At 69.3% G+C, this 25,711-nt stretch carries 31 protein-coding genes; 26 read left to right on the top strand and 5 right to left on the bottom strand.

What is annotated here, in order from left to right:
* Positions 1-87 precede the first annotated feature (87 nt).
* From ABD974_RS02105 to ABD974_RS02085, 5 genes are all read left to right on the top strand, one after another.
* A complete protein-coding gene (locus tag ABD974_RS02105; protein ID WP_345301613.1) occupies positions 88-555 on the top strand; it encodes a crossover junction endodeoxyribonuclease RuvC in 468 nt (155 codons plus the stop codon).
* Positions 552-968, top strand: coding sequence for a DUF6362 family protein (locus ABD974_RS02100; RefSeq protein ID WP_345301612.1), 417 nt, complete (start codon positions 552-554; stop codon positions 966-968). The genes ABD974_RS02105 and ABD974_RS02100 overlap by 4 nt, the downstream gene beginning before the upstream one ends.
* Positions 969-1,350: 382 nt before the next feature.
* Positions 1,351-2,829: a site-specific DNA-methyltransferase gene (locus ABD974_RS02095; protein ID WP_345301611.1), complete on the top strand. Its 1,479-nt coding sequence runs from the start codon at positions 1,351-1,353 to the stop codon at positions 2,827-2,829.
* On the top strand, positions 2,826-4,076 hold the full coding sequence (locus ABD974_RS02090; RefSeq protein WP_345301610.1) for a site-specific DNA-methyltransferase: 1,251 nt from the start codon (positions 2,826-2,828) through the stop codon (positions 4,074-4,076). Before ABD974_RS02095 ends, ABD974_RS02090 begins: the two co-directional genes overlap by 4 nt.
* Positions 4,073-5,212, top strand: coding sequence for a DNA cytosine methyltransferase (locus ABD974_RS02085; protein WP_345301609.1), 1,140 nt, complete (start codon positions 4,073-4,075; stop codon positions 5,210-5,212). Before ABD974_RS02090 ends, ABD974_RS02085 begins: the two co-directional genes overlap by 4 nt.
* Before the next feature lie 63 nt (positions 5,213-5,275).
* Here the strand turns inward: ABD974_RS02085 and ABD974_RS02080 are convergent, their stop codons facing one another.
* The 3 genes from ABD974_RS02080 to ABD974_RS02070 are packed head-to-tail and all read right to left on the bottom strand — an operon-like array spanning position 5,276 to position 6,163.
* Entirely contained in the window at positions 5,276-5,461 is a 186-nt protein-coding gene (locus ABD974_RS02080) for a hypothetical protein (RefSeq protein ID WP_345301608.1), read from the bottom strand.
* A 58-nt stretch (positions 5,462-5,519) separates the two neighbouring features.
* The gene (locus tag ABD974_RS02075) at positions 5,520-5,738 is read right to left on the bottom strand and encodes a hypothetical protein (RefSeq protein WP_345301607.1); all 219 of its coding nucleotides are present in this window, start codon (positions 5,736-5,738) and stop codon (positions 5,520-5,522) included.
* Positions 5,739-5,785: 47 nt separating this feature from the next.
* Positions 5,786-6,163 carry a hypothetical protein gene (locus tag ABD974_RS02070; protein WP_345301606.1) on the bottom strand — a complete coding sequence of 126 codons (378 nt, stop codon included), beginning with the start codon at positions 6,161-6,163 and terminating at the stop codon, positions 5,786-5,788.
* 33 nt (positions 6,164-6,196) lie between these two features.
* Between ABD974_RS02070 and ABD974_RS02065 the strand changes: the two genes are divergently transcribed.
* Positions 6,197-6,382, top strand: a complete 186-nt coding sequence (locus ABD974_RS02065; protein WP_345301605.1) for a hypothetical protein — start codon at positions 6,197-6,199, stop codon at positions 6,380-6,382.
* Here ABD974_RS02065 and ABD974_RS02060 read toward each other — a convergent pair.
* Positions 6,349-6,918, bottom strand: a complete 570-nt coding sequence (locus tag ABD974_RS02060; RefSeq protein ID WP_345301604.1) for a DUF3489 domain-containing protein — start codon at positions 6,916-6,918, stop codon at positions 6,349-6,351. The genes ABD974_RS02065 and ABD974_RS02060 overlap by 34 nt on opposite strands.
* A gap of 180 nt (positions 6,919-7,098) precedes the next feature.
* On the opposite strand from ABD974_RS02060, the gene ABD974_RS02055 reads away from it, so the two are divergent.
* Positions 7,099-7,650: an elements of external origin gene (locus ABD974_RS02055; RefSeq protein ID WP_345301603.1), complete on the top strand. Its 552-nt coding sequence runs from the start codon at positions 7,099-7,101 to the stop codon at positions 7,648-7,650.
* Here the strand turns inward: ABD974_RS02055 and ABD974_RS02050 are convergent.
* On the bottom strand, positions 7,647-7,973 hold the full coding sequence (locus tag ABD974_RS02050) for a hypothetical protein (RefSeq protein ID WP_345301602.1): 327 nt from the start codon (positions 7,971-7,973) through the stop codon (positions 7,647-7,649). The genes ABD974_RS02055 and ABD974_RS02050 overlap by 4 nt on opposite strands.
* 101 nt (positions 7,974-8,074) lie before the next feature.
* Between ABD974_RS02050 and ABD974_RS02045 the strand changes: the two genes are divergently transcribed.
* Genes ABD974_RS02045 through ABD974_RS01955 form a run of 19 tightly spaced genes read left to right on the top strand, consistent with a single transcriptional unit; the run spans position 8,075 to position 25,676 of the window.
* Entirely contained in the window at positions 8,075-10,036 is a 1,962-nt protein-coding gene (locus ABD974_RS02045) for a phage terminase large subunit family protein (RefSeq protein ID WP_345301601.1), read from the top strand.
* 10 nt (positions 10,037-10,046) lie between these two features.
* Positions 10,047-10,268 carry a phage head-tail joining protein gene (locus ABD974_RS02040; protein ID WP_345301600.1) on the top strand — a complete coding sequence of 74 codons (222 nt, stop codon included), beginning with the start codon at positions 10,047-10,049 and terminating at the stop codon, positions 10,266-10,268.
* Positions 10,269-10,272: 4 nt separating this feature from the next.
* The gene (locus ABD974_RS02035; protein ID WP_345301599.1) at positions 10,273-11,754 is read left to right on the top strand and encodes a phage portal protein; all 1,482 of its coding nucleotides are present in this window, start codon (positions 10,273-10,275) and stop codon (positions 11,752-11,754) included.
* Positions 11,754-13,046, top strand: a complete 1,293-nt coding sequence (locus ABD974_RS02030; RefSeq protein ID WP_345301598.1) for a S49 family peptidase — start codon at positions 11,754-11,756, stop codon at positions 13,044-13,046. The genes ABD974_RS02035 and ABD974_RS02030 overlap by 1 nt, the downstream gene beginning before the upstream one ends.
* Positions 13,047-13,049: 3 nt before the next feature.
* The gene (locus ABD974_RS02025; protein ID WP_345301597.1) at positions 13,050-13,460 is read left to right on the top strand and encodes a head decoration protein; all 411 of its coding nucleotides are present in this window, start codon (positions 13,050-13,052) and stop codon (positions 13,458-13,460) included.
* The gene (locus tag ABD974_RS02020) at positions 13,441-14,451 is read left to right on the top strand and encodes a major capsid protein (protein WP_345301596.1); all 1,011 of its coding nucleotides are present in this window, start codon (positions 13,441-13,443) and stop codon (positions 14,449-14,451) included. Before ABD974_RS02025 ends, ABD974_RS02020 begins: the two co-directional genes overlap by 20 nt.
* Before the next feature lie 9 nt (positions 14,452-14,460).
* Entirely contained in the window at positions 14,461-14,985 is a 525-nt protein-coding gene (locus ABD974_RS02015; protein WP_345301595.1) for a glycoside hydrolase family 108 protein, read from the top strand.
* The gene (locus ABD974_RS02010) at positions 14,982-15,287 is read left to right on the top strand and encodes a head-tail joining protein (RefSeq protein ID WP_345301594.1); all 306 of its coding nucleotides are present in this window, start codon (positions 14,982-14,984) and stop codon (positions 15,285-15,287) included. The genes ABD974_RS02015 and ABD974_RS02010 overlap by 4 nt, the downstream gene beginning before the upstream one ends.
* A complete protein-coding gene (locus tag ABD974_RS02005) occupies positions 15,280-15,720 on the top strand; it encodes a hypothetical protein (protein ID WP_345301593.1) in 441 nt (146 codons plus the stop codon). Before ABD974_RS02010 ends, ABD974_RS02005 begins: the two co-directional genes overlap by 8 nt.
* Positions 15,717-16,319: a hypothetical protein gene (locus tag ABD974_RS02000; RefSeq protein ID WP_345301592.1), complete on the top strand. Its 603-nt coding sequence runs from the start codon at positions 15,717-15,719 to the stop codon at positions 16,317-16,319. Before ABD974_RS02005 ends, ABD974_RS02000 begins: the two co-directional genes overlap by 4 nt.
* Positions 16,316-16,627: a hypothetical protein gene (locus ABD974_RS01995; RefSeq protein WP_345301591.1), complete on the top strand. Its 312-nt coding sequence runs from the start codon at positions 16,316-16,318 to the stop codon at positions 16,625-16,627. Before ABD974_RS02000 ends, ABD974_RS01995 begins: the two co-directional genes overlap by 4 nt.
* Positions 16,627-17,382: a phage tail tube protein gene (locus ABD974_RS01990; protein ID WP_345301590.1), complete on the top strand. Its 756-nt coding sequence runs from the start codon at positions 16,627-16,629 to the stop codon at positions 17,380-17,382. Before ABD974_RS01995 ends, ABD974_RS01990 begins: the two co-directional genes overlap by 1 nt.
* A complete protein-coding gene (locus tag ABD974_RS01985) occupies positions 17,382-17,891 on the top strand; it encodes a DUF6631 family protein (protein ID WP_345301589.1) in 510 nt (169 codons plus the stop codon). Before ABD974_RS01990 ends, ABD974_RS01985 begins: the two co-directional genes overlap by 1 nt.
* The gene (locus ABD974_RS01980) at positions 17,888-18,037 is read left to right on the top strand and encodes a hypothetical protein (RefSeq protein WP_345301588.1); all 150 of its coding nucleotides are present in this window, start codon (positions 17,888-17,890) and stop codon (positions 18,035-18,037) included. Before ABD974_RS01985 ends, ABD974_RS01980 begins: the two co-directional genes overlap by 4 nt.
* A gap of 24 nt (positions 18,038-18,061) precedes the next feature.
* The gene (locus ABD974_RS01975) at positions 18,062-21,208 is read left to right on the top strand and encodes a phage tail length tape measure family protein (RefSeq protein WP_345301587.1); all 3,147 of its coding nucleotides are present in this window, start codon (positions 18,062-18,064) and stop codon (positions 21,206-21,208) included.
* Positions 21,208-22,233, top strand: coding sequence for a hypothetical protein (locus ABD974_RS01970; RefSeq protein ID WP_345301586.1), 1,026 nt, complete (start codon positions 21,208-21,210; stop codon positions 22,231-22,233). The genes ABD974_RS01975 and ABD974_RS01970 overlap by 1 nt, the downstream gene beginning before the upstream one ends.
* The gene (locus tag ABD974_RS01965; protein ID WP_345301585.1) at positions 22,233-23,153 is read left to right on the top strand and encodes a hypothetical protein; all 921 of its coding nucleotides are present in this window, start codon (positions 22,233-22,235) and stop codon (positions 23,151-23,153) included. Before ABD974_RS01970 ends, ABD974_RS01965 begins: the two co-directional genes overlap by 1 nt.
* Positions 23,153-24,868 carry a hypothetical protein gene (locus ABD974_RS01960; RefSeq protein ID WP_345301584.1) on the top strand — a complete coding sequence of 572 codons (1,716 nt, stop codon included), beginning with the start codon at positions 23,153-23,155 and terminating at the stop codon, positions 24,866-24,868. The genes ABD974_RS01965 and ABD974_RS01960 overlap by 1 nt, the downstream gene beginning before the upstream one ends.
* Positions 24,869-24,878: 10 nt before the next feature.
* Positions 24,879-25,676 (top strand): phage BR0599 family protein, encoded by a 798-nt coding sequence (locus ABD974_RS01955; RefSeq protein ID WP_345301583.1) that lies wholly within the window; start codon positions 24,879-24,881, stop codon positions 25,674-25,676.
* Positions 25,677-25,711: the final 35 nt, after the last annotated feature.

Here is a 25,711-nt window from a genome sequence, read left to right as displayed (position 1 = left end):
ATGATTTACGCCCATACCCGCGCGCGTAAGAGGTTAACCATGAACTGAGTCGGCTGTGTCAGACCTGATCCCCCACAGGACTCCGGAATGACCAGAACCCTTCTCGCGCTCGACCTCGGCACCACCACGGGCTGGGCACTGCGCACCCCCGATCGCCGCATCGTGAGCGGCTCCCAATCGTTCAAACCGCAACGCTTCGAGGGCGGCGGCATGCGCTTCCTGCGCTTCGTCCGCTGGCTGGATGAACTGCAGACGCTCTCGGGCGGAATGCAGCAGCTCGCGTTCGAGGAAGTGCGCCGGCACGCATCCACCGACGCCGCACACGCCTACGGCGGCTTCCTCGGTCAGCTTTCGGCCTGGTGCGAGCAACGCCAGATCCCGTACCAGGGCGTGCCTGTCGGCACGATCAAGAAGCACGCGACCGGCAAGGGCAACGCGAACAAGGACGCGATGCTCGCCGCGGTGCGGGGCTGGGGCTACGCGCCCGTCGACGACAACGAAGCGGATGCGCTCGCGCTGCTGCACTGGGCCATCGCGCAGGAGCGTTCGGCATGACCGTGTGGACGTTCGACGAAGTCGAGCACCGCTTCCACGAAGCCGCAGCGACGTCTTACCGGTTGCCCGCCGCGCGCGTGGCAGGCTACGTCAGCCTGTGGCCCGAGATCGCGCGCCAGTCGTGGGAGGGCTACGCGGACGAGCGGATCGTGCTGCGCTTCCCAGCCACACCTGCGGCCGTCGATCGCCTGGCCGAGACCACGCAGTGGCTGCAGTGGCTGAGCGTGGAGCAGCGCAAGCTGGTGTGGGCGCGCGCCCGCTACGTGCCGTGGCGTGCGATCTGCGAGGCGCAGCACTGCTCCAAGCCCACCGCGTGGCGGCGTTGGCGGCACGCGCTCACATTGATCGTGGTGCAGCTCAACGGCCAGCCACCACGCATCGTGGAGGCGATTACGCAGCATGACGCGACGTGACGCAATCGAACGCAAGCGCGCGCGTTGGATCGTAAAATCCCACGAAAATTGGTGAAACACTCCCCCCGATTCCGGGGTATCTTTTCTGCCACGGTGGTCATGCGTCCTGAAGCAGCACGCTTCGGACGTGATGGCGACCCACGAGGTCAGTTGTAGACCCACAGGGTCTACGGGTCCTCCCTGCGCCCCGCCTAGAGCGGGCGGCAGAGCCGCGGAACCTCGCTACCGTCAAGCTGCAAACCGAGGTTTGCACCGTTTGCGGTTTGCACACCGGGTTTGCGCCTCGCACGTTTGCACCCCTCTCTCCAGCCCATCGGCCAGCGCGTTCGTCCCCCCTGTTCCCGGACGCGCTGGTCGGTGGGTTTCTTTTTCCGAGCCCACGATGCCTCACGCCCTCACCGTCGAGACCCGCCGGGTCGAGGCGCTGATTCCTTATGCGAAGAACCCGCGCACGCACAGCGATGCGCAGATCGCGCAGATCGCCGCGAGCATCGTGGAATTCGGCTGGACCTCGCCGATCCTGGTCGATGGCGACAACGGCGTGATCGCCGGCCACGGTCGGCTGCTCGCCGCACGCCGGCTCGGCATGACCGACGTGCCGGTCATCGAACTGGCGCACCTGGACGCGGCACAGAAGCGCGCGCTGATCATCAACGACAACCGCATCGCACTCAACGCGGGGTGGGACGACGCGCTGCTGGTGCTGGAACTCGCGGACCTCTCGGACGCGGGGTTCGACCTGGACCTGACCGGCTTCTCCGCCAGCGAGATCGAGCGCCTGCTCGACTTGGTGGAAGACGGCGACGCGGTGGGTGGCGATACAGAACACGCATTGCGTACTGCGGAAGCGGCGAACGACGAAGGTGCCGATGCCGACGCGCCGGAGGACAGCGACGAAGACGGTGACGAGGACCACGATCCCGTACCAACGATGGCGCCGGTGTCCCGCGCGGGCGATGTCTGGATCATCGGACCGCACCGCCTGATTTGCGGCGACGCCGCCGATCCGGCCGTGGTCGCGGCGCTGATGCGCGGTGAGACCGCACACCTGTGCATCACCTCGCCGCCCTACGCCCGGCAGCGCGACTACGCCAGCAGCATCGGCGACTGGGACGCGCTGATGCGCGGCGTGTTCGCTGCCGCCGACGATGCATTGCGCGACGACGCGCAGTTGCTGGTCAACCTCGGCCTCGTCCACGACGACAACGAAGTGCAGCCGTATTGGGACGGCTGGGTCGCGTGGATGCGCGAGTCCGGCTGGCGCCGTTTCGGCTGGTACGTCTGGGATCAGGGGCCGGGTCTGCCTGGCGATTGGCGCGGTCGCCTCGCGCCGAGCTTCGAGTTCGTCTTCCACTTCAACCGCAGCAACCGCAAGCCGAACAAGACCGTGCCCTGCAAGTTCGCCGGGCAGGACATTCACCTGCGCGCCGATGGCTCGTCCACCGCGCTGCGCGGCAGGGATGGCGGCGCGCTGGCGTGGTCGCACGAACACCAACCGACGCAGGCCATGCGGATCCCGGACTCGGTGATTCGCGTCATGCGCCACAAGGGCAAGCTCGGCCGGGGCATCGACCATCCGGCGGTGTTCCCGGTCGCGCTGCCGACGTTCGTGATCGAGGCGTATACCGACGCCAGCGAGATTGTCTACGAACCCTTCGGCGGCAGCGGCAGCACGTTGATCGCCTGCGAACGCACCGGGCGCGTCTGTCGCGCGGTGGAGATCGCTGGTGAGTACGTCGATGTCGCCATCGAACGCATCCGCCAGCAACTGCCGGGTCTGCCGATCACGCTGGAAGCGACCGGCCAACCCTTCGATGTGGTCGCCGCGGAACGCCGCGGCAGCGGGCAGGTGGCGGCATGAGCTGGGTCGCGGAGAAGATCGCGCACTGGCCGCTCGCGCGGCTGTTGCCCTATGCGCGCAACGCACGCACGCACTCGGACGAGCAGGTCGCGCAGATCGCCGCCAGCATCGTCGAATTCGGGTTCACGAACCCGTGTCTCGTCGGTGCCGATGGCGTGCTGGTGGCCGGTCACGGTCGCCTGTTGGCGGCGCGCAAGCTCGGGCTGGAGACGGTGCCGGTGGTCGTGCTCGATCATCTGACGCCGACCCAGCGTCGCGCGCTGGTCCTCGCGGACAACCGTATCGCCGAGAACGCAGGCTGGGACGACGCCATGCTGCGCACCGAGTTGGAGGCGCTACAGGCCGACGGGTTCGACCTGGACCTGACCGGTTTCGATCCGGACGCACTCGCCGAGTTGCTGGCGGGCGAGGAGACCGACCAAGCCGGCGAGGTCGACGATGACGACGTGCCCGAGGAAGCGGTCGCCGTGGTGTCGCGCCCAGGCGATGTGTGGGTGCTGGGCGAACACCGCGTGCTGTGCGGCGACGCCACCGACCCGGAGAGCTACGTGCGTCTGCTGCCCGGCGAACGCGCGGACATGGTCTTCATCGACCCGCCCTACAATGTCGACTACGCCAACAGCGCGAAGGACAAGCTGCGCGGCACCCAGCGTGCGATCCTCAACGACAATCTCGGCGCGGCCTTCCACGACTTCCTGCTCGCGGCGCTGACGCCGATCGTGGCGCACTGCCGCGGCGCGATCTACATCGCCATGTCCTCGGGCGAACTCGACACGCTGCAGGCCGCGTTTCGCGCCGCGGGCGGTCACTGGTCGACGTTCGTGATCTGGGCGAAGAACACCTTCACGCTCGGACGCGCCGACTACCAGCGCCAGTTCGAGCCGATTCTTTACGGTTGGCCGGAAGGCGCGCAGCGCCACTGGTGCGGCGATCGCGACCAGGGCGACGTGTGGCAGATCAAGAAGCCGCAGCGCAACGATCTGCACCCGACGATGAAGCCCGTGGAGTTGGTGGAGCGGTGCATCCGCAACTCCAGCCGGCCGGGCGATGTGGTCCTCGACAGCTTCGGCGGATCGGGCACGACCCTGATCGCCGCGCACAAGAGCGGCCGGCGCGCGCGACTGATGGAACTCGATCCGAAATACTGCGACGTCATTGTCCGGCGCTGGCAATCATGGAGTGGTGAGCAGGCCGTGCGCGAAGGCGACGGCGTCGCGTTCGACGACGCGGCGGATGCGGTCGAGTGAACGCGCCGATCCACGCGCCGGCCTTCTACAACGAAATCGAACCCTACCTCTGCACATGGCTGAATCACCAGATCGCCGCCGGCCTGATTGCGCCGGGGCGCGTCGACGGGCGCGACATCCGTGACCTCGACGCGAACGACCTCGCGGGCCACCGGCAGGTCCACTTGTTCGCGGGCGTCGGCGGCTGGGCCTACGCCGCCCGGCTCGCCGGCTGGCCCGACGACGTCGAACTGTGGAGCGCCTCGTGCCCGTGCCAGCCGTTCTCGGTCGCGGGGAAGCGCGGTGGGACCAACGATCCACGGCATCTATGGCCCGACGTGTTTCGGCTCGTCCGACAGCGTCGCCCCGCCGCACTCGTGGGTGAGCAGGTTGCAGCGGCGACTGGCCAGGGTTGGCTCGACGGAGTGTTCGCTGATCTGGCGAGTCTCGGCTACACCTGCGAAGCGGCGGTTGTTCCGGCTTGTGCCGTCAATGCGCCCCATCGACGCGATCGACTGTGGTTTGTGGCTTACACCGACGACGCGCGACTACAAAGACTCGTGGGGGATGTCGCTGGCGCCGAGGAAGGATGGCGCGTCGCGGACGGATCTGCTGCCGCGTCAGGTGTACGCGACGGTGCGGGCGCTGTGGGCGACGCCGACGGCGTCGGCGGACAAGTCGATCCGCACGCCGGAGGGCGCGCGCCGGGAAGTCGAGCGCGACCGCTCGCCGGATCTGGCGGCGCAGGCGCTGGCGTTGTGGCCGACGCCGACGAGTCTGGCGCCGCCGAAGGATGGCTACAACGGTGCGGGGAATTCGGCGGGGTTGGTGGCGATCCGGCAGATCGCGCTGGGACTGTATCCGACCCCGACGAGCGCCTGCGCGAGCGGCGGCCAGACCTCGCGCAGCGGCACGCGCAGGCACGAACCATTGCTGCGCGGGATCGCGATGGACGTGAGCGCGGCGCTTGGGACGACGTCGAGTGGATCGTCGGCCACGACGGCAAGGCGCGCCGGGTCCCTCGCACCGGAATTCGTCTTCTGGCTGATGGGATACCCGCGCGCATTCCTCGATTGCGCGCCGCCGGCAATGCGATCGTCCCGGTCCTCGGCGCGGAAGTCATCCGGGCGTTGATGGACACGTTGTCGGATCGCTGAGGTGGATCGCAACGCGGGACCGGGCGATGCCCGATCCCGCAGAGGTGTCGTTCGGTGGGTGCGTCAGATCTTCGCGACGCTGAACTCGTCGTCTTCGTAGATGCGTTTCGACATGCGCGCATCGGCGTTCGCGCGCAGTCCGTCCTCGCCGTACCGGCTGAGGGCGGCGCAGCGCGCGAGGGTGTCGTTGCGTTCGTGGACGGTGCCGATGCAGCCGACGCCGGTGACGTGGATCTGCCATTCGTGCATGGCCTGCTCCGTGGTGGCGTTCGAGGAAGGGACCGGGCGCGGCCTGATCCCGGTGCGGTCAGGCGTCTTCGTTGAACATGAAGCTGCCGGGGCCGTTGCCCTCGTCGTCGCTGAGCAGGATGAGCGTGCGTTCCTTGCCGTCGCGGCACTTGACGACGAAACCGTACAACTCTTCGTCGAGGGGATCGTCGCTCGCGCCGCTGCGTGCGAGCGCGGTGATGGTGCCGCCGACCAGCGGCGCGAGTTGCTTGAGGTAGAAATCGATCGAGGAGGACATCGGAAACTCCAGTGCTTGGGGGTGAGGGTGGAATCGTCGAGGCGCGGTCAACCGCGCTCGGCGGTCTCGTCGTGGATCGCGGCGTGCATCACGAAACCGGTGAGGTAAGGCAATCCCTGCGGAATGCCGTAGTCGATGGCGGTGCGCCGTTTGATGGTCATGCGCATCCATGCCGCGACGGTGGTCGTGATCGCATCGGGCAGCGCCTGACCGTGGTACTGGTGGCCGCTGACTTCATCGGCGAAGTGCCGTCCGGCCTTGCTGTCGAGAAAGGCGCGCACCGCGTCGAGCGACTCGCCGGTGGCCTCGGCGATGGCGGTCATCGCGAGCGGCCACGCGACGCTGGCGTAGCCGCGCATCGTGCCCCAGAAGCCCCAGCTTTCGTTTTGCGTGGCGGGGATGGCGGTGTCCGTGTTCGTGCTCATGTGGTGATGTTTTCGTGTGGTGTGTGTGCGGACATGAACGCGCTGTTCGCGATGGAAGCCAAGCGAAAGATCGCGCTTATCGGCTTGTTTTTTCGCTCTTTCGCGAGGTCCGTCGCGCATCGATTGTCGGTGCGCAATGCCGCGTATCGGCGCGGCATTACGTCAGACTGCGTTGCGCTGCGACATCACGCCGTCGGCGCGGCCTCGGCGATGCGGTAGACGCGCACGCCGCCTTCGGCCTTGTCGGAGGTGACGGTCAGGCCGAGCTTCTTCTTGAAGGCCCCGGCGAAGGTGCCGCGCACCGTGTGCGCCTGCCAGTTCGTCGCTTCGCAGATCTGCGCGATGGTGGCGCCTTCGGGTCGCTTGAGCATCGCGATCACCTGCGCCTGCTTGCTGTTCTCGCGGGTGCGCGGCGCGGCCTGTTCGCCTTCGCCGGAGGCTTCGGTCTTCGGTGCGGCCTTGGCTTTGCGTGCGGCCTTCTTGCCGGCCGGCGTCGCCGTTTCGGTGGCGGCGGTCTGCTCGGGGCGCGCGCGGCCCAGCGCCTCGTAGGCGGCATCGGTGACGATCCAGTCGCCGTTGTTGCCGATGATCATTGCGCGGGTGAAGAGGCCTTCGATGACCTTCTTGCGCGCGCCGCCCTTGATGGTGTCGGGGAACCATTCGACCTTGCCTTGCGTGCGGTCGATGGCGTGGGTCAGCACGGCGGTCTGGGTGTCGTTGAGCGTGATCGGCTTGGCGGTGGTGGCGGTGTTCATTGCGGTGCTCCTGTTTGCGTGTGGTGTTTGGGTTTGGTTGGCGCGATGGGATGAACGCGCTGTTCCCCACCGAAGCCAAGCGCTCATTCGCCGATCCGTGCGTCGTTAAGCCAACGGACGGGAAGCCGTCGCCTGGCGCGCTGTGCGCGCGCGAAGTCAAGTCATTGGTCAAGCATTCGGATGGGAATTTCGATCCGCGCGTATGCGCGCCATCGCGGCGTCACCGACACCGCGGTCCACAAGGCGATCCGGGCCGGGCGCATCGCGCCGGAGGCCGACGGCACCATCGATGCCGCGAAGGCCGACGCGGAGTGGGCGCGCAATTCCGCGCCGGCACGCAGCGGCACGCAGGCGCGCGCACCGCGCGTGACGGTGCCGGAGGCGGCCGACATCGGGCGCGAGACGGGCCGCGACGCGGGCACGGCGGCGCTGCCGGCGGGCGGTGCCTCGCTGTTGCAGGCGCGCACCGTCAACGAGGTGGTGAAGGCACAGACCAACAAGGTGCGCCTCGCGCGCCTGAAGGGCGAATTGGTCGAGCGTTCGCAGGTCGTGGCGCATGTGTTCAAGCTGGCGCGCGACGAGCGCGATGCGTGGTTGAACTGGCCCGCGCGGGTGTCGGCGCAGATGGCGGCGACGCTCGCGGTCGATCCGCATGCGATGCATCTGGCGTTGGAAGCGGCAGTCCGCGCGCACCTCGCCGAGTTGGGCGAAGTGCGCGTGAAGGTGGATTAGCCCACGAGCAGCGCGCAGGCCTGTTGCAGGAGGTGCTCGATCATGACGAGGCGCGCGTGCTGCGCGGGGTCATCGTTGGCCTCCTCGCTGCGCGTTTCGAGGCGGATGTGCATTTCGGCGAGCAGGCTCTCGATGCCGTCGAGGTGGTCGCCGGGGTGCAGGACGGCGTCGGGTTCGCCGCCGGCCGCGCCGAGCGCCTGCTCGATGCCGCTGACCGCGAAGTTCAGGCCGTTCTGGAACTCCTCGTCGTCGGGATAAGCGTCGTACAGCGACTCGATGCGCTGGCGGACGAGCAACAGATCGGTGTGGAGCGCGTCGTGCATGGCGGTGTCCTTGATGGCCGGTATGGCCGGGGACCGCATGAACGCGCTGTTCGCCACCAAAGCCAAGCAGCGCCGACGTCGCACTGCAACAAGGTTCACGAATGCTCGACTACGAAGGCGCGAACGCGATCGACCGCGCCTGGCACGAGGGTCTGACCCCCGATCCGCTGCTCTCGGTCTCCGCCTGGGCCGACCAGCACCGGATGCTCTCCAGCAAGGCCTCGGCCGAGCCTGGCCGCTGGCGCACCGCGCGCACGCCGTACCTGCGCGAGATCATGGACTGCCTCTCGCCGGCCTCGCCGGTCGAGCGCGTGGTCTTCATGAAGGGCGCGCAGGTCGGCGGTACCGAGTGCGGCAGTTGCTGGATCGGCTACGTGATCCACCACGCGCCCGGCCCGATGATGGCGGTGTGGCCGACCGTGGAGATGGCCAAGCGCAACTCGAAACAGCGGATCGATCCGCTGATCGAGGAGTCGCCGGTGCTGGCGGCGTTGATCGCCCGGGCACGCTCGCGCGATGCGGGCAACACCATCCTCGCCAAGGAGTTCCGCGGCGGCGTGCTGGTGATGACCGGCGCCAACAGCGCGGTCGGCCTGCGGTCGATGCCGGTGCGGTATCTGTTTCTCGACGAAGTGGATGGCTACCCGCTCGACGTCGAGGGCGAAGGCGATGCGATCTCGCTGGCGGAAGCGCGCACGCGCACCTTCACGCGCCGCAAGATCTTCATCGTCTCGACGCCGACGATTGCGGGCACCAGCAGCATCGAGCGCGAGTACGAGGCGAGCGATCAACGGCGCTACTTCGTGCCGTGTCCGCACTGCGCGCATGCGCAGTGGTTAAGGTTCGAGCAGTTGCGTTGGGAGCGCGGCCGACCGGAGACGGCAGCCTATGTCTGCGAGTCCTGCGAGACGCCGATCGCCGAGCACCACAAGACGGCGATGTTGGCGCAGGGCCAGTGGCGGGCGACCGCGCCGGGCAACGGCCGGACCGCCGGGTTTCACCTGTCGTCGCTGTACAGCCCGGTGGGCTGGCGCAGCTGGCGCGAGATCGCCGCGGCGTGGGAGAGCGCGATCGACAAGACCACCGGCTCGGCGTCGGCGATCAAGACGTTCAAGAACACCGAACTGGGCGAGACCTGGGTCGAGGAGGGCGAGGCGCCGGACTGGCAGCAGTTGCTCGAACGGCGGGAGGACTACCGGATCGGCAGCGTGCCGCGCGGCGGCCTGCTGCTGGTCGGCGGCGCGGACGTGCAGAAAGACCGCATCGAGGTCTCGGTGTGGGCGTTCGGCCGCGGCAAGACCGCGTGGCTCGTCGAGCACCGCGTGCTGATGGGCGACACCGCGCGCGACGCGGTGTGGACGCAACTGCGCGCACTGCTCGCGGAGACCTGGACGCACGCGGGCGGGGCGCAGTTGCCGCTGGCGCGCTTCGCCATCGATACCGGCTTCGCGACGCAGGCCGTGTACGCCTTCGTGCGCGCGTCCCGCGATCCGCGGGTGATGGCGGTCAAGGGCGCGGCACGCGGCGCGGCGCTGATCGGGACGCCGACGGCGGTGGACGTCACCGTCGCCGGCAAAAAGCTGCGCCGCGGCGTGAAGGTGTACACGGTGGTGGTCGGCATCGCCAAGCAGGAGCTGTACCAGCATCTGCGCCTGCACGCCGACGTGGCGGAGGACGGTCTGACGCCGGTGTACCCCGCCGGTTACCTCCACCTGCCGAAGATCGACGCCGAGTTCCTGCAGCAATTGTGCGCGGAGCAGTTGATCACGCGGCGGGACCGGAGCGGTTATGCGGTCCGCGAGTGGCAGAAGCTGCGCGAGCGCAACGAGGCGCTCGATTGCTACGTGTACGCGCGCGCTGCAGCGGCAGCGGCCGGACTGGATCGTTTCGAGGATCGTCACTGGCGTGAACTGGAACGCTCGCTCGGCATTGCCCGGACGAACGATCCACCGCCCATCGCCACCACCACCGGACCCGAGGAGGCCACCGACAACGGTGGCCTTTCCACATCTGCGCGCCCGAATCGTCGGCGCGTGATCAAGAGCCGTTGGCTCCATCGCTGAGATTCGTTGCATGAGCTACACCCCCGAACAACTCGCCGCGCTCGAACGCGCGCTCGCGACCGGCGAACAGCGCGTGACCTTCGGCGATCGCACCGTCGAATACCGCTCGATCGACGACCTGATCGCCGCGATCGGCGTCGTGCGACGCGGTCTCGAAGAGCAGGCGATCGCCGCCGGCACCGTCAAGCGCCGCCCGCGCCGCGTCGTCGTGAACACCGACAAGGCGACGTGATCGCATGAGCTGGTGGTCGCGGCTGCGCGCCCGGATGTTCGGCGCGTCGCCCACTTACGACGGCGTCGGCGGCGGGCGACGTGCCCGCTTCTGGCAGGTCGGCAATCCCGGCGCGGTCGCGGCGCTGGCGTATGCGCAGGATGAACTGCGCGCCAAGAGCCGCGATCTGGTCCGCCGCAACGCCTGGGCCGCGACCGGCGTCGAGGCGTTCGTCGCGAACGCCATCGGTACCGGGATCAAGCCGCAGTCGATGCTCGCCGATCTCGTCCAGCGCGAGGCGGTGCAGGCGCTGTGGCGCGACTGGTGCGAGGAGGCGGATGCGGCCGGCCTGACCGATTTCTACGGCCTGCAGGCGCTGGCGTGCCGGGCGATGCTCGAAGGCGGCGAGTGCCTGGTGCGGCTGCGCTACCGGCGGCCGGAAGATCGGCTCAGCGTCGGCCTGCAGCTGCAACTACTCGAACCCGAGCACCTGCCGACGACGCTGAATCGGGAGCTGCCCAACGGCAACGTCATCCGCGCCGGCATCGAGTTCAACGGCATCGGCGTGCGCGTCGCCTATCACTTGTACAAGAGCCATCCCGGCGACGGGATGCTCACGCCGATGTCGGCGCACGGCGGCCTGGACACGGTGCGTGTGCCGGCGAACGAAATCCTGCACCTGTTCCGCCCGTTGCGCCCCGGTCAGATTCGCGGCGAGCCGTGGCTGGCGCGGGCGCTGGTGAAGCTGCACGAACTCGACCAGTACGACGATGCAGAGCTGGTGCGCAAGAAGACCGCGGCGATGTTCGCGGGCTTCATCACCCGCGGCGGCCCGGAAGACCCCTTGCTCGGCGAAGGCGAAGCCGATGCGCAGGGCGTCGCGATGGCGAGCCTGGAGCCGGGGACGATGCAGTTCCTGGAGCCGGGCGAGGACGTGAAGTTCTCGCAGCCGGCGGACGTGGGCTCGAGCTACGCGGAGTTCATGCGCCAACAGTTCCGCGCCGTCGCCGCGGCGATGGGCATCACCTACGAGATGCTCACCGGCGATCTGACGCAGGTGAATTACTCCTCCATCCGTGCCGGCCTGCTGGAGTTCCGGCGCCGCTGCGAGGCGATCCAGCACGGCGTGATCGTGCATCAATTGTGCCGCCCGCTGTGGCGCGCGTGGATGACGCAGGCCGTGCTCGAAGGCGCGCTGGTACTGCCCGGTTACGCGCGCGGCGGCATCGCGCGTCGTCGCCAATACCTCGCGGTGAAGTGGATCGCGCAGGGCTGGCAGTGGGTCGATCCGAAGAAGGAGTTCGACGCGATGATCGCGGCGATCCGCGGCGGCCTGCTGTCGCGCGCGGAAGCGATCTCCAGCTTCGGCTACGACGCCGAGGACATCGACCGCGAGATCGCCGCCGACAACGCACGCGCCGACGCGCTCGGCCTGCGCTTCGACTCCGATCCCCGTTACGACCACCCCGCGCAAGCGGCGGCGACTCCTTCTTCCCAGGCGAATTGATGACTGCTCTCGTCCACCTGGCGTCCCGTCTCTACGGGACGCCGCTGCTGATCGCGCGCGCCAAACTCGACACGATTCTCGCCGTGCTCGGTCCGCGCATCGGACTGGCGCCGACCGAGCTGGCGTTGCCGGTCATCGTGCCGGAAGCCTCTGAACCCGAGCCCGGTCCGACCGCGCCCGGTATTGCGGTGATTCCGATCCACGGCACGTTGGTGCGCCGCGCAATCGGGCTCGATGCCGCTTCGGGCCTCACGTCCTACACGCGCATCGCCGCCGATCTCGATGCCGCGCTCGCGGCCCCGGAGGTCGCCGGGATCCTGCTCGACATCGACTCGCCCGGCGGCGAAGCCGGCGGCGTGTTCGAGTTGGGCGCACGCATTCGTGAAGCGACCGCACGAAAGCCGGTGTGGGCGCATGCCGGCGACAGCGCGTTCTCCGCCGGCTACGCCATCGCTTGCGCCGCGCAGCGCGTGACGCTCTCGACCACCGGCGGCGTCGGCTCGATCGGTGTGATCGCGCTGCACATCGACCAGTCGGTGCGCAACGCGCAGAACGGCCTGAGCGTGACCGCGCTGTATGCCGGCGCGCACAAGAACGACGCCACCCCGCACGCGCCGCTGACGCCGCAGGCGACCGACGCGCTGCAATCCGAAATCGACCGCCTCTACGCCCTGTTCGTCGATCACGTCGCCGCCATGCGCGGGCTCGACGCCGCGGCCGTGCGCGCGACCGAGGCGGCGCTGTTCTTCGGCGAAGACGCACTCGCCGCGGGCCTTGCCGATGGCGTCGCGTCGCTCGACGCCACGCTCGCTGACTTTGCCACCGCGCTTCGCGGGCGTTCGCCCGGTTCCCCAACACCGCTCGCATCGACGAAGCGGCTTGCACTTCCAACCCCCACGGAGACTTCGATGACTGTTCCCACCGAGACGGCGCCCGCGTCGTCAACGCCCCCTGCCGCGCCCGCACCGGCCGCCGTGCCCGTGGTCGCGCCCGCCGCCCTGCCGGCGCCGACCGCATCCGTCGCGCCGCCTGCGCCCGATCCGCAAGGCGAGGCCGTCGCCATCGCCGAGGTGTGCCTGCTCGCCGGTTGCCCGGAACGCACCACCGAGTTTCTCGCTGCACGCATGAGCGCCGCCCAGGTCCGCCAGGTGTTGCTGCAAGCCCGCGCCGACCAAGTTGAGATCGCCTCGCACCACCTCGCGAACGCGGCGCCTGCTGCGGCGACCACCACCAACCCGGTCCTCGATGCGGTGCGCAAGCGCATCGCGTCGACGACGCCGCAAGGAGCCTGAGCCATGCCCGTCCTGCACGAACCCGCCAACCTCGCCGACCTGCTCAAGTACGAAGCCCCGAATCTGTACTCGCGCGACGAAGTCGTCGTCGCCGCGAACCAGACCCTCGCGCTCGGCGCCGTCGTCGGCCGCGTCACCGCGACCCGCGAAATCGTCGCCCTCGACCCCGCCGCCAGCGACGGTCGCGAGATCGCCGCCGGTGTCCTGATCGAAGCGGTCGTCACGGCCGCGACCGAACGCCGCCGCAGCGTGATCGTGGCGCGCCACGCCACGGTCTTCGGCGGCGCGCTGGTCTTCGCACCCACCCTCACGTCCGAACAGACCGCCGCTGCCCTCGCGCAGTTGGCGGCGCTCGGCGTCCTCGTTCGCCAATTCCCCACCACGGCCGCCTCCCATGCTGAATCCCTTCGCTAATCCCGCGTTCTCGATGGCGGCGCTCACCGCCGCCATCAACCTGATTCCGAACCGCTACGGCCGGCTGCAGGAACTGGATCTGTTCCCCGAGAAGCCGGTGCGCTCGCGCCAGATCCTCGTCGAGGAGAAAGCCGGCGTGTTGACCCTGCTGCCGACCCGGCCGCCCGGTTCGCCCGGCACGCTCGCCGCGCACGACAAGCGCCGCGTGCGCTCGTTCGTCGCCCCGCACATCCCGCACGACGACGTGGTCCTGCCCGAGGAAGTCAGCGGTCTGCGCGCCTTCGGCTCGGAGACCGAACTCGAATCGGTCGCGGGCGTGATCGCCGAGCGCCTGGAGACCATGCGCAACAAACACGCGATCACCCTGGAGCACCTGCGCATGGGCGCGCTCAAGGGTCAGATCCTCGACTCGGACGGCAGCGTGCTCTACGACCTGTTCGAGGAGTTCCGGATCGCGCAGCAGACCGTCGCCTTCCAGATCGACAACCCGAACAACGGCACCGATGTGAAGCAGAAGTGCATCGAGACGTTGGCGCTGATCGAGGAGGGACTGCTCGGCGAGTTCATGACCGGCGCGCGCGTGCTGTGCTCGCAGGAGTTCTTCGCCGCGCTCACCTCGCACAAGGACGTCAAGACCGCCTACGCGCAGTGGCAGCAGGGCGCGGTGCTGATCAACGACGTGCGCAAGGGCTTCAGCTTCGGCGGTTTGGTGTTCGAGGAGTACCGCGGCAAGGCGTCGGACCTGGAAGGCACCGTGCGCCGGTTCATCGCGCCGGGCGAGGCGCACGCCTTCCCGATCGGCACCCTCAACACTTTCGGCACCTACAACGCGCCGGCCGACTTCAACGAGACCGTGAACACGCTCGGCCGGCCGGTGTACGCCAAGCTCGATGCGCGCAAGTTCGAGCGCGGCACCGACCTGCACACGCAGTCCAATCCGCTGCCGATGTGCCTGCGGCCGAGCGTGCTGGTCAAACTCTCGATCAACTGAGGCACGCCCATGAACGACCACGACACGCTGGCGGCAATGCCGCCGGCCGGGGATCGCTTTGTCCGCGCGATCGACCGGGTGCTGATCCACGAGGGCGGCGATGCCGACGATCCGCGCGATCCCGGCGGTCGCACGCGCTGGGGCATCAGCCAGCGCACGTATCCGACGCTCGCCATCGGCAAGCTCACGCGGACGGAGGCGATCGCGCTATACCGGCGCGACTTCTGGACGCCGCTGCAGGGCGATGCGTTGCCGCCCGCACTCGCATTCCAGGCGCTCGATGCCGCGGTGAATCACGGCGTCGGCCGCACGGTGCGCTGGCTGCAGCGGCTGGCGGGCGTGCGGATCGACGGGCAGCTCGGGCCTGTCACGCTCGCGGCCCTGCGTTCGGCCGATGAGGCGTCACTGATCGAGCGGCTGCTCGCGCTGCGGCTGGACCTCTACGCCGAGCACGACCGTTTCGCAGTGTTCGGTCGCGGCTGGACGCGGCGGATCGCCGAGAACCTGCGGTATGCCGCGCGGGATCTGGCGTGAGCAGCCCGCTCGATCCGGCCTTCGAGGCCGCGCACGACGCCCTGTTCGCGGTGTTCGGCGAGCCGGCCATCGTGCGTCGGGGTCGCCGGCTGCCGGTGCCGGTGCGTGTGGTGATCACCTACAACGTGGCCGAGCTGGGCGACTACAGCCAGGGCCTCGCGCGGGTCACCACCGTGAAGTTCCTCAACATCGAGTGGCGGCCACGTGCGGGCGATGTCCTGCACGTGCCCGGCGGCCGGTTCCGGATCGATCGTGTGCTGCTCGACGACGGACTCGTGACGGAGACCGTCCTGCATGGCTGACACCCCAATTCCGTGGGCGATTCTTGAGCTGGTGCAAACGCGATTGCGCACCGTGCGTCGGGCGAACGACTACCGCACCGATGCCGGTCGCGACGTGCGCCTGGAGCCGGCGCCATTCGATCCGAACGATGGCCCGTGCCTGACGCTGTATCCGCTGACCACCCTGTATCCCGACGATGCGCGCAGCGCGGGCGAACGCGGCTTCACGTTCGTCGTCGAGGCGCTCGTGCCGGTCCGGATCGACAACGCGCAGCAGCGCATCGTCGAGACCATCGCCGACATCGAGGATGCGTTGGACGGCTACGCGCAGGCACCACTGGCGCTGCCGCTGCAGTTCCAGGAATCGGTGCTGCTCGACCGGCCGGATGGCCTCGCCGCGATGGCGGCGCAGGTGCTGTTCGGGACGCGCTACCGACGCGCGGTGCCACGATGAGCGCGTTTCTGCACGCCGATCTCGACGGCCTGCTGTCCGCCTCCCGCAACCTGAGCGTGCTGGCCTCGCGGCTGCCGACCCTGCACTCGCGCGCGATCGGCACCTTGTCTCGGCGGTTGCCGGTGCAGGCCCGCCGCGACATCCAGGCCGAGTACCAGATCGGCGCGCGCCGCCTCACGCAAGACCTGTCATCGCGCACCACCGACGAGGGCGTGCGCCTGGTCGGCCGCTTCCGCGGCATCGGCCTGCGCAATTTCGCCGCGCGTCCGACATCGCGTGGCGTCACCGCCGCGATCGTCCGCGGCAAACGCAGCCTGCGCGAACGCGCCTTCATCCGACGGGGCCTCGCGGGCAATGAACACGTCTTCCGCCGCGAAGGCCCCAAACGCCCGATGCAGCAGGGCCGGTATGCCGGCAAGCCGCGTCAACCGCTGGTCGTCGAGTACGGCGCCACCGCCGCGCAAATGCTCGCCAAGGGCCGCCGCCCCGAGCGGTTGGTCGACTACGCCCGCGGCGTGCTCGCCGTCGAATCCGAACGTCTCCTGCGGCTCGCCGCCGCGGCGTCCGCCCCTTCTTCCCCCAACGCGCCACGCACATGAAAACCATCCGTCTGTACCACCCGCACACCCACGAAGGCATCGCCTACGACCCGCCGCCGGACGGCATCGAACTCAGCGTCAACGACGCCGACGCCGCCGTGCTCGAGGCCTGGGGCCTGACCACGCCGCCGCCTGCGCTCGCGGACGCACCGACCGCGTCCGACGCCGACGCCCTTGTCGCCGATACGGCGGGAAGCGAAGCGACGGCAACCGAGGCGACCCCGCCGCGCCACGACCGCCGCGCGCGCGTCGCGGTCGATCTTTCCTCCACCGAACCGGCCGCCGACACGACGGCCAGGAGCGCGTAATGCAGGACTTTTCGTTCCAGGGAAAACTCTATCTGGGCAACCGCCTGCCCGGCGGTCGCCCCGGCGCGCTGCGCTGGGTCGGCGATGCCCCCAAGTGCGATCTCACCCTCAAGACCGAGACGGAAACGCGCAAGGAATCGTACTCGGGCAATCGCCTGACCTCCGCCGTGCTGCAGAAGGGCAAGGAGGCCGAACTCACCGTCGCGATCAACTGGGCCGACATCGACAACCTGCTGCTCGGTCTGTACGCGAGCAAAGCGTCGATCGCGGCCGGCACGGTGACGGGTGAAGCGTTCCCGGCCGGGCTCGCGGCGAACGATGTGATCGCGCTCGACCACACCACGATCAGCCAGTTCGTCCTGACCGACGGCAACGCGGCGCCGGCCACGCTGGTGGCGAACACCCACTACCGGATCGAGAGTATCCGCGCGGGCCTGATCAAGCTGCTGAACCTCGCCACGTTCGTCCAACCGCTGCGCGCGGCCTACCGCTATGGCGCACGCACCAGCGTGGCGATGCTCACCACCTCGGCGCCCGAACGCTTCCTGTATCTGGACGGCACGAACTCGATCGACAACGCGCCGGTGCAGGTGCGCCTGTACCGCGTGCAGTTCAATCCGGTCTCCAACCTCGGCCTGATCCACGAGTCGTTCGGCCAGTTCGAGCTGACCGCCTCGGTGCTGTTCGATCCCGAGGCCGCGGCCGACCCGCTGCTCGGCGGCTTCGGACGCCTCGATCTGCCGGAGGTGGTCTGATGGCCACCAAACTGCCCGCAGCGCCGGCCTCCGAAGCCACCTCGACTGCGGACGATCTCGCGATCCTGCATCCGGATCGCACGCTCGTTCTCGGCGGTCGCACGATCGTCCTTCGCGAGTACGGTTTCTTCGAGGGGCTGGACGTCGCCGACCGCGCGTCCGGTTTCATCGCCGACCTCGTCGACGCCAGCGACGACGGTGCGCTGCGCTACGCGCACGTGCGCCGGCTGTTCGGTCGCCACCGGGCGGTGATCCCCACGATTGCGGCGCAGGCGGGCGATGTCGACGCCGTGTGGCTCGAGGCGCTCGCGCCCGACGAACTGGAGCTGTATCTAGCGACCTGGTTTGCGGTCAATGCGGCTTTTTTCGTGCGCGAGGTGCTGGCGGAACTGCGCGAAGCCCAACTGCGCGAAGTGCAGCGGCTCGCGGCCGGCGCCTCGGTTGGAGCGATCTCTTCGCCCGACTCGCCGCCGCCGGATGCGGCGACCTCGCCCGACTCGGCCGGATGACCGAACGCCAGCTCCTCGCGACCTTCGAGGCCGTCGACCGTGGCGAACGCCACCGGCGCGCGGACTTCATCGAGGACGTGGCCACCGCCGTGTGGGGCGGGGAGGCCGCCGAGGCGCGTGTGAAGTCCCTGCGCGGTCGTCCGTGAGCAGATCTCGATGAACCCGTCCCGATGAATCAGGATTTCGTTCTCAATCTGAAGGTTCGCAGTGACTCCGCGCAGGCCGAGACCAGTCTCGGCCGGCTGCAGACGGCGCTCGTCCAGGTCGACCGCGCGCTCGGCCAGGTGCGCGCCGCCGGTCGGGCGGTCACCGTCGATGCGCAGACCGGACCCGTGCTCGCCGCGCAGCGCGCGATCACCGCCGAGGTCGAGCGGCGCACGCGCCTCGAAGCCGACGCCGCGGCCCGCAACGCCGCCGCGCTGCGCCAGCAGGCGGTCGAGCAGGCGCGCATCGCCGAGCGGCGCGCCGCGTCCACGGCGGTGTTCTCCGCCGCCACGCCGGACCAACTGCGCACGCCGGCCGAACGCACCGCAGCCCTGGGTCAGGCCCAGGCGCTGCGCCGGGACGCCGAACTGCGGATGCTGGAGATCAACCGCCGCGCCGACGCGCTGGAGGCGCGGCTGGCGACGACCCGCACCGGGCTCGCCACCGCGACCGTCACCGCCGCGCGTGCGACCGACGTCGGTCGCCGGGCGGTGGACCAGTACGGGATCTCCGTCGGTCAGACCCGGCAGGCGATGCGGCAGCTACCGGCGCAGATCACCGATATCTTCACCTCGCTGGCCGGCGGTCAGAAACCGTGGCTGGTGGCGATCCAGCAGGGCGGTCAGTTGAAGGACTCCTTCGGCGGCATCGTGCCCGCGGCCCGCGCGTTGCTCGGCGCGATCACGCCGATGGTCGCAGGGCTCGCCCTGGTCGCCGCGGTCATCGGCAGCGTCGCAGTCGCGACGCTCTCTGGCTATCGGGAGACGCAGGCCTACGAGCGCGCGCTGATCGCCAGTGGCAATGCCGCCGCGACCACCGCCGGACAGTTGCGCGTGGTGAAGGACAGCGTCGGCGGCGCGACCGGCGAGTACGGCAACGCCGAGGCCGCGCTGACTGCGCTGGCCGCCGCAGGCACCGTCGCGGGCGACACGCTCGCACTCGCGGCGAGCGCCGCGGTCAATCTCTCGACCCTGACCGGCGCGTCGATCGAGGACACGACCCAGAAGGTGATCGCGCTCGCGCGTGCGCCGTCCGCGCAACTGCTCGAACTCAACCAGCAGTACCGCTTCCTCTCGGTCGAGGTCTACCAGCACGTCCGTGCGCTCGAAGCGCAGGGCCGTGCGCAGGACGCCGCGCGTCTCGCGATCGAGACCTTCGCGCGCGTCCACGAGCAGCGCGTGCAGGAAGCGTATGCGCGCGCCGGCTCGCTGGAGCGGGCGTGGATCGCGCTCGGCAAGGTCATCGGCGGGGTCTGGCAGACGATCCGCAACATCGGCCGCGACGATCTCGCGTTCCGGTTGTCGAAGACCACCGACGAGCTGAACCGCATCGGCAACGAGTGGCGGGAACTCGGGGGTCTGAACTCGCTCGATGCCGTGCTCGCCAGCGCCGAGGTCGATGCGGACACGAAGCAACGCATCCGTGCGCTGCGGCAAGAGCAGGCGACCCTGCAGCGCGAGGCGAACGCCGAGCAGGCGAAAGCCGATGCGCAGGCGGCGACGCAGGCCAAGCAGACGAACGCGATCAACGCCCTCGGTCGCGCGCAGGCCGCGCTCAGCCAGGATCGTGCGGTCGCCAAGGCGCAGCAATTGCGCGAGCTGGAGCGCGATATCGCCGCGCTGCGCGCGGGTGGCGTGACGCAAGTCGAAGGCGTGTCGATCGCGGCGTTCGAGAAGACGCGGCGCGCGCAAATCGACGACCAGTTCAAGGCGCCGAAGGGGCCGCGCGCACCGAAGCCCAAGGCGACCGACGCCGACCGCGCCCGCGAGGCCGCCGAGCGCGAACTGGAGTCCCTGCGCCGCGAAGTCGCGCTGCTGGGCGAGGTCGAAGCGGGCCAGACCCGTGCCGGTGAGGCCGCGCGCGTCCGCTACGAGACCACGCAGGGCACCCTCAAAGCGCTCGCGCCCGCGCTGAAGGCGCAACTCGTCGCCGAGGCCGAAGCCCTCGACAAAGCGCGCGCGAGTGCGGATGCCGAGCGCGAACGCAAGGCCGAACTCGAGAAGACCACGCGCGCCTACGAGACGCTGCGCGCGAGCCTGCGCACGCCGGCCGAGGTCGCGCTGGACGAAGCGCGGGTGCAGGTTGCGCTGCTCAATGATGCGCTGCAAGAGGGGATCGCGACCAAGGCCGCGTTCGACACGGCGATGGCGCGCGTGGCGCAGACGAGCTTTCGCAAGCCCGATGCGGCGCTGGACCGCGTGCCCGGCGCGACACCGGATCTCGGGCCGGCCGGCGGCGATCTCGCGCAGATCGAACAGTCGCGCACGCGGCTCGAAGCCTGGCATGCCGAACAACTCGCGCTGCTCGCGCAGTTTCGTTCGCAGCGCGCCGATCTGAACGCGCAGTGGGACGCGCAGGAAGAGACGATCGAGCGCCAGCACCAGGCCGCGCTCGCGCAACTGCAATCGGCGCAGACGCAGGTGCTGCTCGCGGGCGCGTCTGCGACCTTCGGCCAGCTCGCCGACATCGCCAAATCCTTCGGCGGCGAGCAGAGCGCCACCTATCGTGCGTTGTTCGCGCTCAGCAAAGCGTTCGCGATCGCGCAGGCGGCGCTCGCGCTCGCCAACAACGTGGCCGAAGCGAGCAAGGTCGGTTTTCCGCAGAACATTCCGTTCATCGCGGGCGCCATCGCGCAGGGCGCGACCATCGCCGGCCTGATCGCGCAGGCGACTTTCAATGGCGGGGGCGGCTATGCGACCGGCGGCCATGTGCGCGGTCCGGGCACGGCGACCTCCGACAGCATCCCGGCGTGGCTGTCGGATTTTGAGTTCGTGACCCGCGCCGCCGTCGTGCGCCAGCCCGGCGCGTTGCCCTTTCTCGAAGATTTCAATCGTCGCGGCATGCCGGCGCTGGAGGCCTGGCACGCGCGCCGCTTCGCGGGTGCGACGCCGCCTGCCGTGTCGCTGCCGCGCGCGCCGCGCATGAATTTCGCCGAAGGCGGCCTGGCGCGCGCGGCAGCGGGCCTGAACCCGCAACTCAATCTGCGCCTGATCAACGCGATCAACACCGATGCGCTCGCCGAGTCGATGGCGCAGAGCCGGGGCCTCGAACAGACCATCCTCAACGTGATCGACCGCAACGGCAGCTTCCTGCGCCAAAGGATAGGTGGCTGATGACTTACGCGATCGACACCGTGGTCAAGGGCGCAGGCCCGGACGCCCACCTGCAACTGCTCGATGTCCTGCGAGCGCTCGCCGAGCAAGCCGGCTGGACGACGCTACGTTACGACGCTTCGATTCCCGAGCGCGAACTGATCCTGCGTTCGACCGGCACCACGGGCGAGGAGGAGATCACGGTCGGCTTCAAGGCGTACCAGAACATCGCCGCTGATTACTACAACCTGCTCGCGGCAACGATGACCGGCTACGTGCCGGCCGCCCCGTTCGAGGCGCAGCCCGGGATCAAGACGTCGGGCGTACCGGGCCATAACCAGGCGGTGAGCTACTTCCTGACCGCCAATCCGCGTCGCATCGTCGGCGCGCTCAAGGTCGGCTCGCCGATCTACGCGCACCTCTACGTCGGCAAGGCGCTGGCGTATGCCCGGCCGAGGGAGTTTCCGTCGCCCTTGATCGTCGCCGGGCACTTCGACGGCCGCGATGCGCGACGCTACAGCGATCTGCACTGGTTCCCCTACAAGGGCCGCAAGGGGAGCAGCGAAGCCGGCTACAACGACGGGTTCCTGTTCCTGCGCGATGCCGGCGGGACCTGGAAGAAGGTGCAGATCTCGCCCTTCGGCAACGGTCAGGGTACCGAGACCACCTATGCCGGTCTGGCCGGCGAGTACGTGGGTCGCAATGGCAGCGGGTATCGCTGCCTGGTGCCGGCCGGCACGCTGCACCAGCCGCAGCCGCTCGAACTGTACGAGATGACATTCGGCGCCTACGACAACGACGCGCGCGCCTATCCCAGCAGCGGCAACCTCTATGGCGTGCTCGATGGCGTGAGCATGGTCTCCGGTTACAACAACGCCTCCGAGAACGTGCTGCAGCTCGAGGGCAGCGCGGTGATCGACCAGACCGGGATGAGCGTGCGCCAGGCGGTCGATGCGATCCGTGCGGTGAACGGCCGCGCGTTCGTGGTGCTGCAGGATGGCGCGCGCACGACCTGGCGCGACTACGTCGCGGTGGAGATGGCCTGATGGCGACGTTCACCGGACAGGTCGCGAGTTTCGCGGCCCTGAAAGTCGCCATCGAGACGACACTGACCGCGCGCGGCTGGACGCTCGCGAGCGGCATCCTCAGCAAGGGCGTCGCCTTCGTGCAACTGACCGCGACGGCGACGGAACTGCGCCTGCAGGCCGGAACCGGTCAGGCGGGTGCGGCGCTGACCGGCGCCTGCCCGCAGTCGGCGAAGCTGTTGTCCTTCACCAATGCGCCGATCCAGTGGCCGGCCGTCTACGTGCTGCACGCGTTCGACGCGCCGGACGAGATCTACTGCGTCCTGCGCTACAACGTCGATCGCCACCAGCATCTCAACTGGGGCGTGTCCTCGATGCCGCAGATCGGCGGCACCGGCCTGTGGTGCAGCGGGGCGTTCCGCGGCGACGTCGTCGGGACGTCCGCGACCTGTCGCGTGTTCATCGCCGCCAACAGCGGCACGGATCTCGGTGCGCTGCCCTACGATGGCCTGGGGCTCGGGTTCTTCTTCGCCAGCGCGGCCGGCAGCTATCACAGCAGTTTCATTCACTGCGGTCTCGAAGGTGCGGCGGGCTGGCGCACCGCCAACGGTGGCGCGCCGGGCGAACTGCTCGGCGTCTCGCACAAGGCCGGCTTGTTGCATGCGCTGCCATCCACCTTCAATCAGGCGACCGTGCTGCTGCCGATCGACGTGCTGCTCGCGCGCCAGGCGCAAGGTCAGACCATCGTCGCCACGTTCGCGCACGCGCGTTACTGCCGGCTCGATCACCTCGATCTGAGCCAACCGCTGCTCTACGGCCCCGAACGCTGGTGGGCGTATCCGTTGCACGCGGTTCACCCGGTGCAGCGCAATGGCGCCGGCTGGCCGATCGGCGCACAGCATTCCGGCACCTTCGGCGTCGCGCTGCGGGACACGCCCTGATGGCCGGATTGATCGGCATCGCGCCGACGCCGCGGGCGTTCGGCGCGGCGAACCCGATGCTCTCGATCGAACTGAACGCGCTCGGCGAGGGGGCCTTCGCCCCGGCCGCGTACCGCCGCGAGGGCATCGTCGCGTGGGCAGGGGTGTTTCGGGCGCCGGCCGCGCTGCGCTGGCCCGCGACCGGACGCCTCGCGCACCGGTTCGCGGAGGACCTGTTCGACCGCGTCCACGTCCTGCCGACCGCGCTGTCGCTGGGGAACGTCGTCTCCGAGCTGACCCGCGAAGTCGCGGTGTGGAATGCCTGGCGCACGATCCCGCAGACGCTGACCGCGTTGCGCCTCGCCGGCGATGCCGGCAGCACGCTCGCCGCGCCGGGGGCGTTGCCGCTGGCGCTGCGTCCGTTGCAGGAGCGGGTGCTGACCCTCACCGTCGGCCTCGACGGTCCGCCGGTGATCGACGCGGTGGCGGTGCTGTCCTTCGCGGACGGCGCGACGTGGGCGATCCGGATCGACGGCCTGCGCCTGCAGGCATGGACGCTGCCGCCCAACTGGTCCGAGGCGCTGACCGAAACGCTCGCCTGGCTCACCGACGTCCAGGTCGCCATCGCCGGCACCGTCACCCGCACGCCGCTGCGCGAGGCGCCGCATCGGTCGTGGGAGTTCGCGGTGCTCGCCGATCGGCGCGAGCGGCGCTGGGTCGAGAACGCACTGTTCGATTGGACAGCGCGCGTGTGGGCGCTGCCGGTGTTCGTCGATACGCGGCGGCTCGGTGCGCCGCTGGCCGCGGGTGCGGTCGAGATCCCGGTCGACGCTACGGGTCTGGATTTTGCGGTCGGCAGCCTCGCCATGCTCTGGCGCGACGTGGCGACCTACGAACTGGTCGAAGTCGCGCAGATCGCGAACGGTCGCATGACGCTGCGCGCGCCGACGCGCCGCGCGTGGCCGGTCGGCACACGCCTGATGCCCTGTCGCACCGCGCGCCTGACCGACGCGCCGGAGCTGCGGCGCCACACCGATCGGCTGATGTCCACGCAACTGCGCTTCGAGGCGACCGAATCGTGCGACTGGCCGCTGGTATTGCCGGCGACGCGCTATCGCGGGTTCCCCGTGCTCGAACACCGCCCGGACGAAACCCGTGACCCGAGCGCGATCCTGGCCCGTCGCTTCGATCTGCTCGATGGCGACGTCGGCCGCACCCAGGTCGACGATGCTTCGGGCCTGGCGTGGACCACGCAGTCGCACGCCTGGCGGTTGTTCGGCCGCGCCGAACGCGCCGCGCACCGCGGCCTGCTCTATGGCCTGCAGGGCCGGGCAGAGGCGCTGTGGCTGCCGACCTGGACCGACGATCTTGACGTGATCGAGACAATCGGCGAGACCGCGCTCACGCTCACCGTCGCGGCCTGTGGCGTCAGTCGCAGTCTGCGCCAGCAGGCGGGCCGTCGCCATGTCCGCATCGAACTGGTCGATGGCGCCGTGTTCTACCGCGCGATCGAAGCGTCGAGCGAACTCACACTCGCCAACGGCGATCTCGCCGAACGCCTGCGACTGGATACGGCATTGGGTCGAACGATCACACCCGAACGGGTGCGCCTAGTGAGCTGGCTGGCGCTGGTCACGCTCGCGGGCGATACGGTCGAGCTGCGCCACCACGCCGACAGCGACGGTCTGCTCGACTGCGCGGTGTCCTTCGCCGGGATTCCGGCGGAAGAACCCTGAGTACGCACGCATGAGCCTGCTCTCGCGCGAGATCGAGCTGTACGACTTCTCGATCGGACTGCACCACTGGCGCTACACCGACGCCAAACGCGAAGCGATCGTCGAAGGCCAGCGTTACGCCCCGATCACGCTGACGCGCGAGAAGATCTTGCAGTCGGCGGAGGATGCGAAAAACGCGCTGCAGATCACCGCGCCGCTCGACCTGCCGTTGCTGAACCTGTTCCGCCCGGTGCCGCCGGGCCTGCGCCTGCGCTTGGACCTCAAGCGCGTGCGGGTGCGCGACGGTCAGGTGCGCCTGGGCTGGACCGGGCATGTCGCCAATCTGGACGAGACCCACAGCGTCGCCAAGCTGCGCTGCGAGTCGCTCGCTGCCGCCGTCGAGACGCTCGGTCTGCGCCGCAGCTGGCAGTCGAACTGCCCGCTGGTGCTCTACAGCCAGGGGTTGGGCTTGTGCAATGCCGATCCGGACGCGCACGCGGTGCCGGCGGTGTTGAGCGATGCGACCGGGTATTCCGTCGCCTCGGCCGCGTTCGATGCGTTCGACGACGGCCACTTCGACGGCGGCGTGCTGCAGTGGACGGCGACGCTCGGCGTCGAACGCCGTTTCGTGGTCAGCCACGTCGGCGCCACCCTGCGCCTGCTCACCCCGGCCGCGCTCGCGCCGGATGCGCGCGTCGTCGCGTTCCCCGGCTGCGATCGCACGCTCGGGCCGAACGGCTGCCCCAAATTCCGCAACGAACTGAACTACGGCGGTCAGCCGACCTTGAAGGGCATGCGCAATCCCTTCGGCAGCGATCCGGTCTTCTGAATTCCCCCTTCCCAAGCACCGCCCGGCGCGACTGC

The organism is Lysobacter hankyongensis, assembly GCF_039543145.1.
Lineage (GTDB): Bacteria > Pseudomonadota > Gammaproteobacteria > Xanthomonadales > Xanthomonadaceae > Lysobacter_I > Lysobacter_I hankyongensis.
Note: the sequence above shows the minus strand (reverse complement) of the source record. Positions and strands in the feature narration are given on the sequence as shown.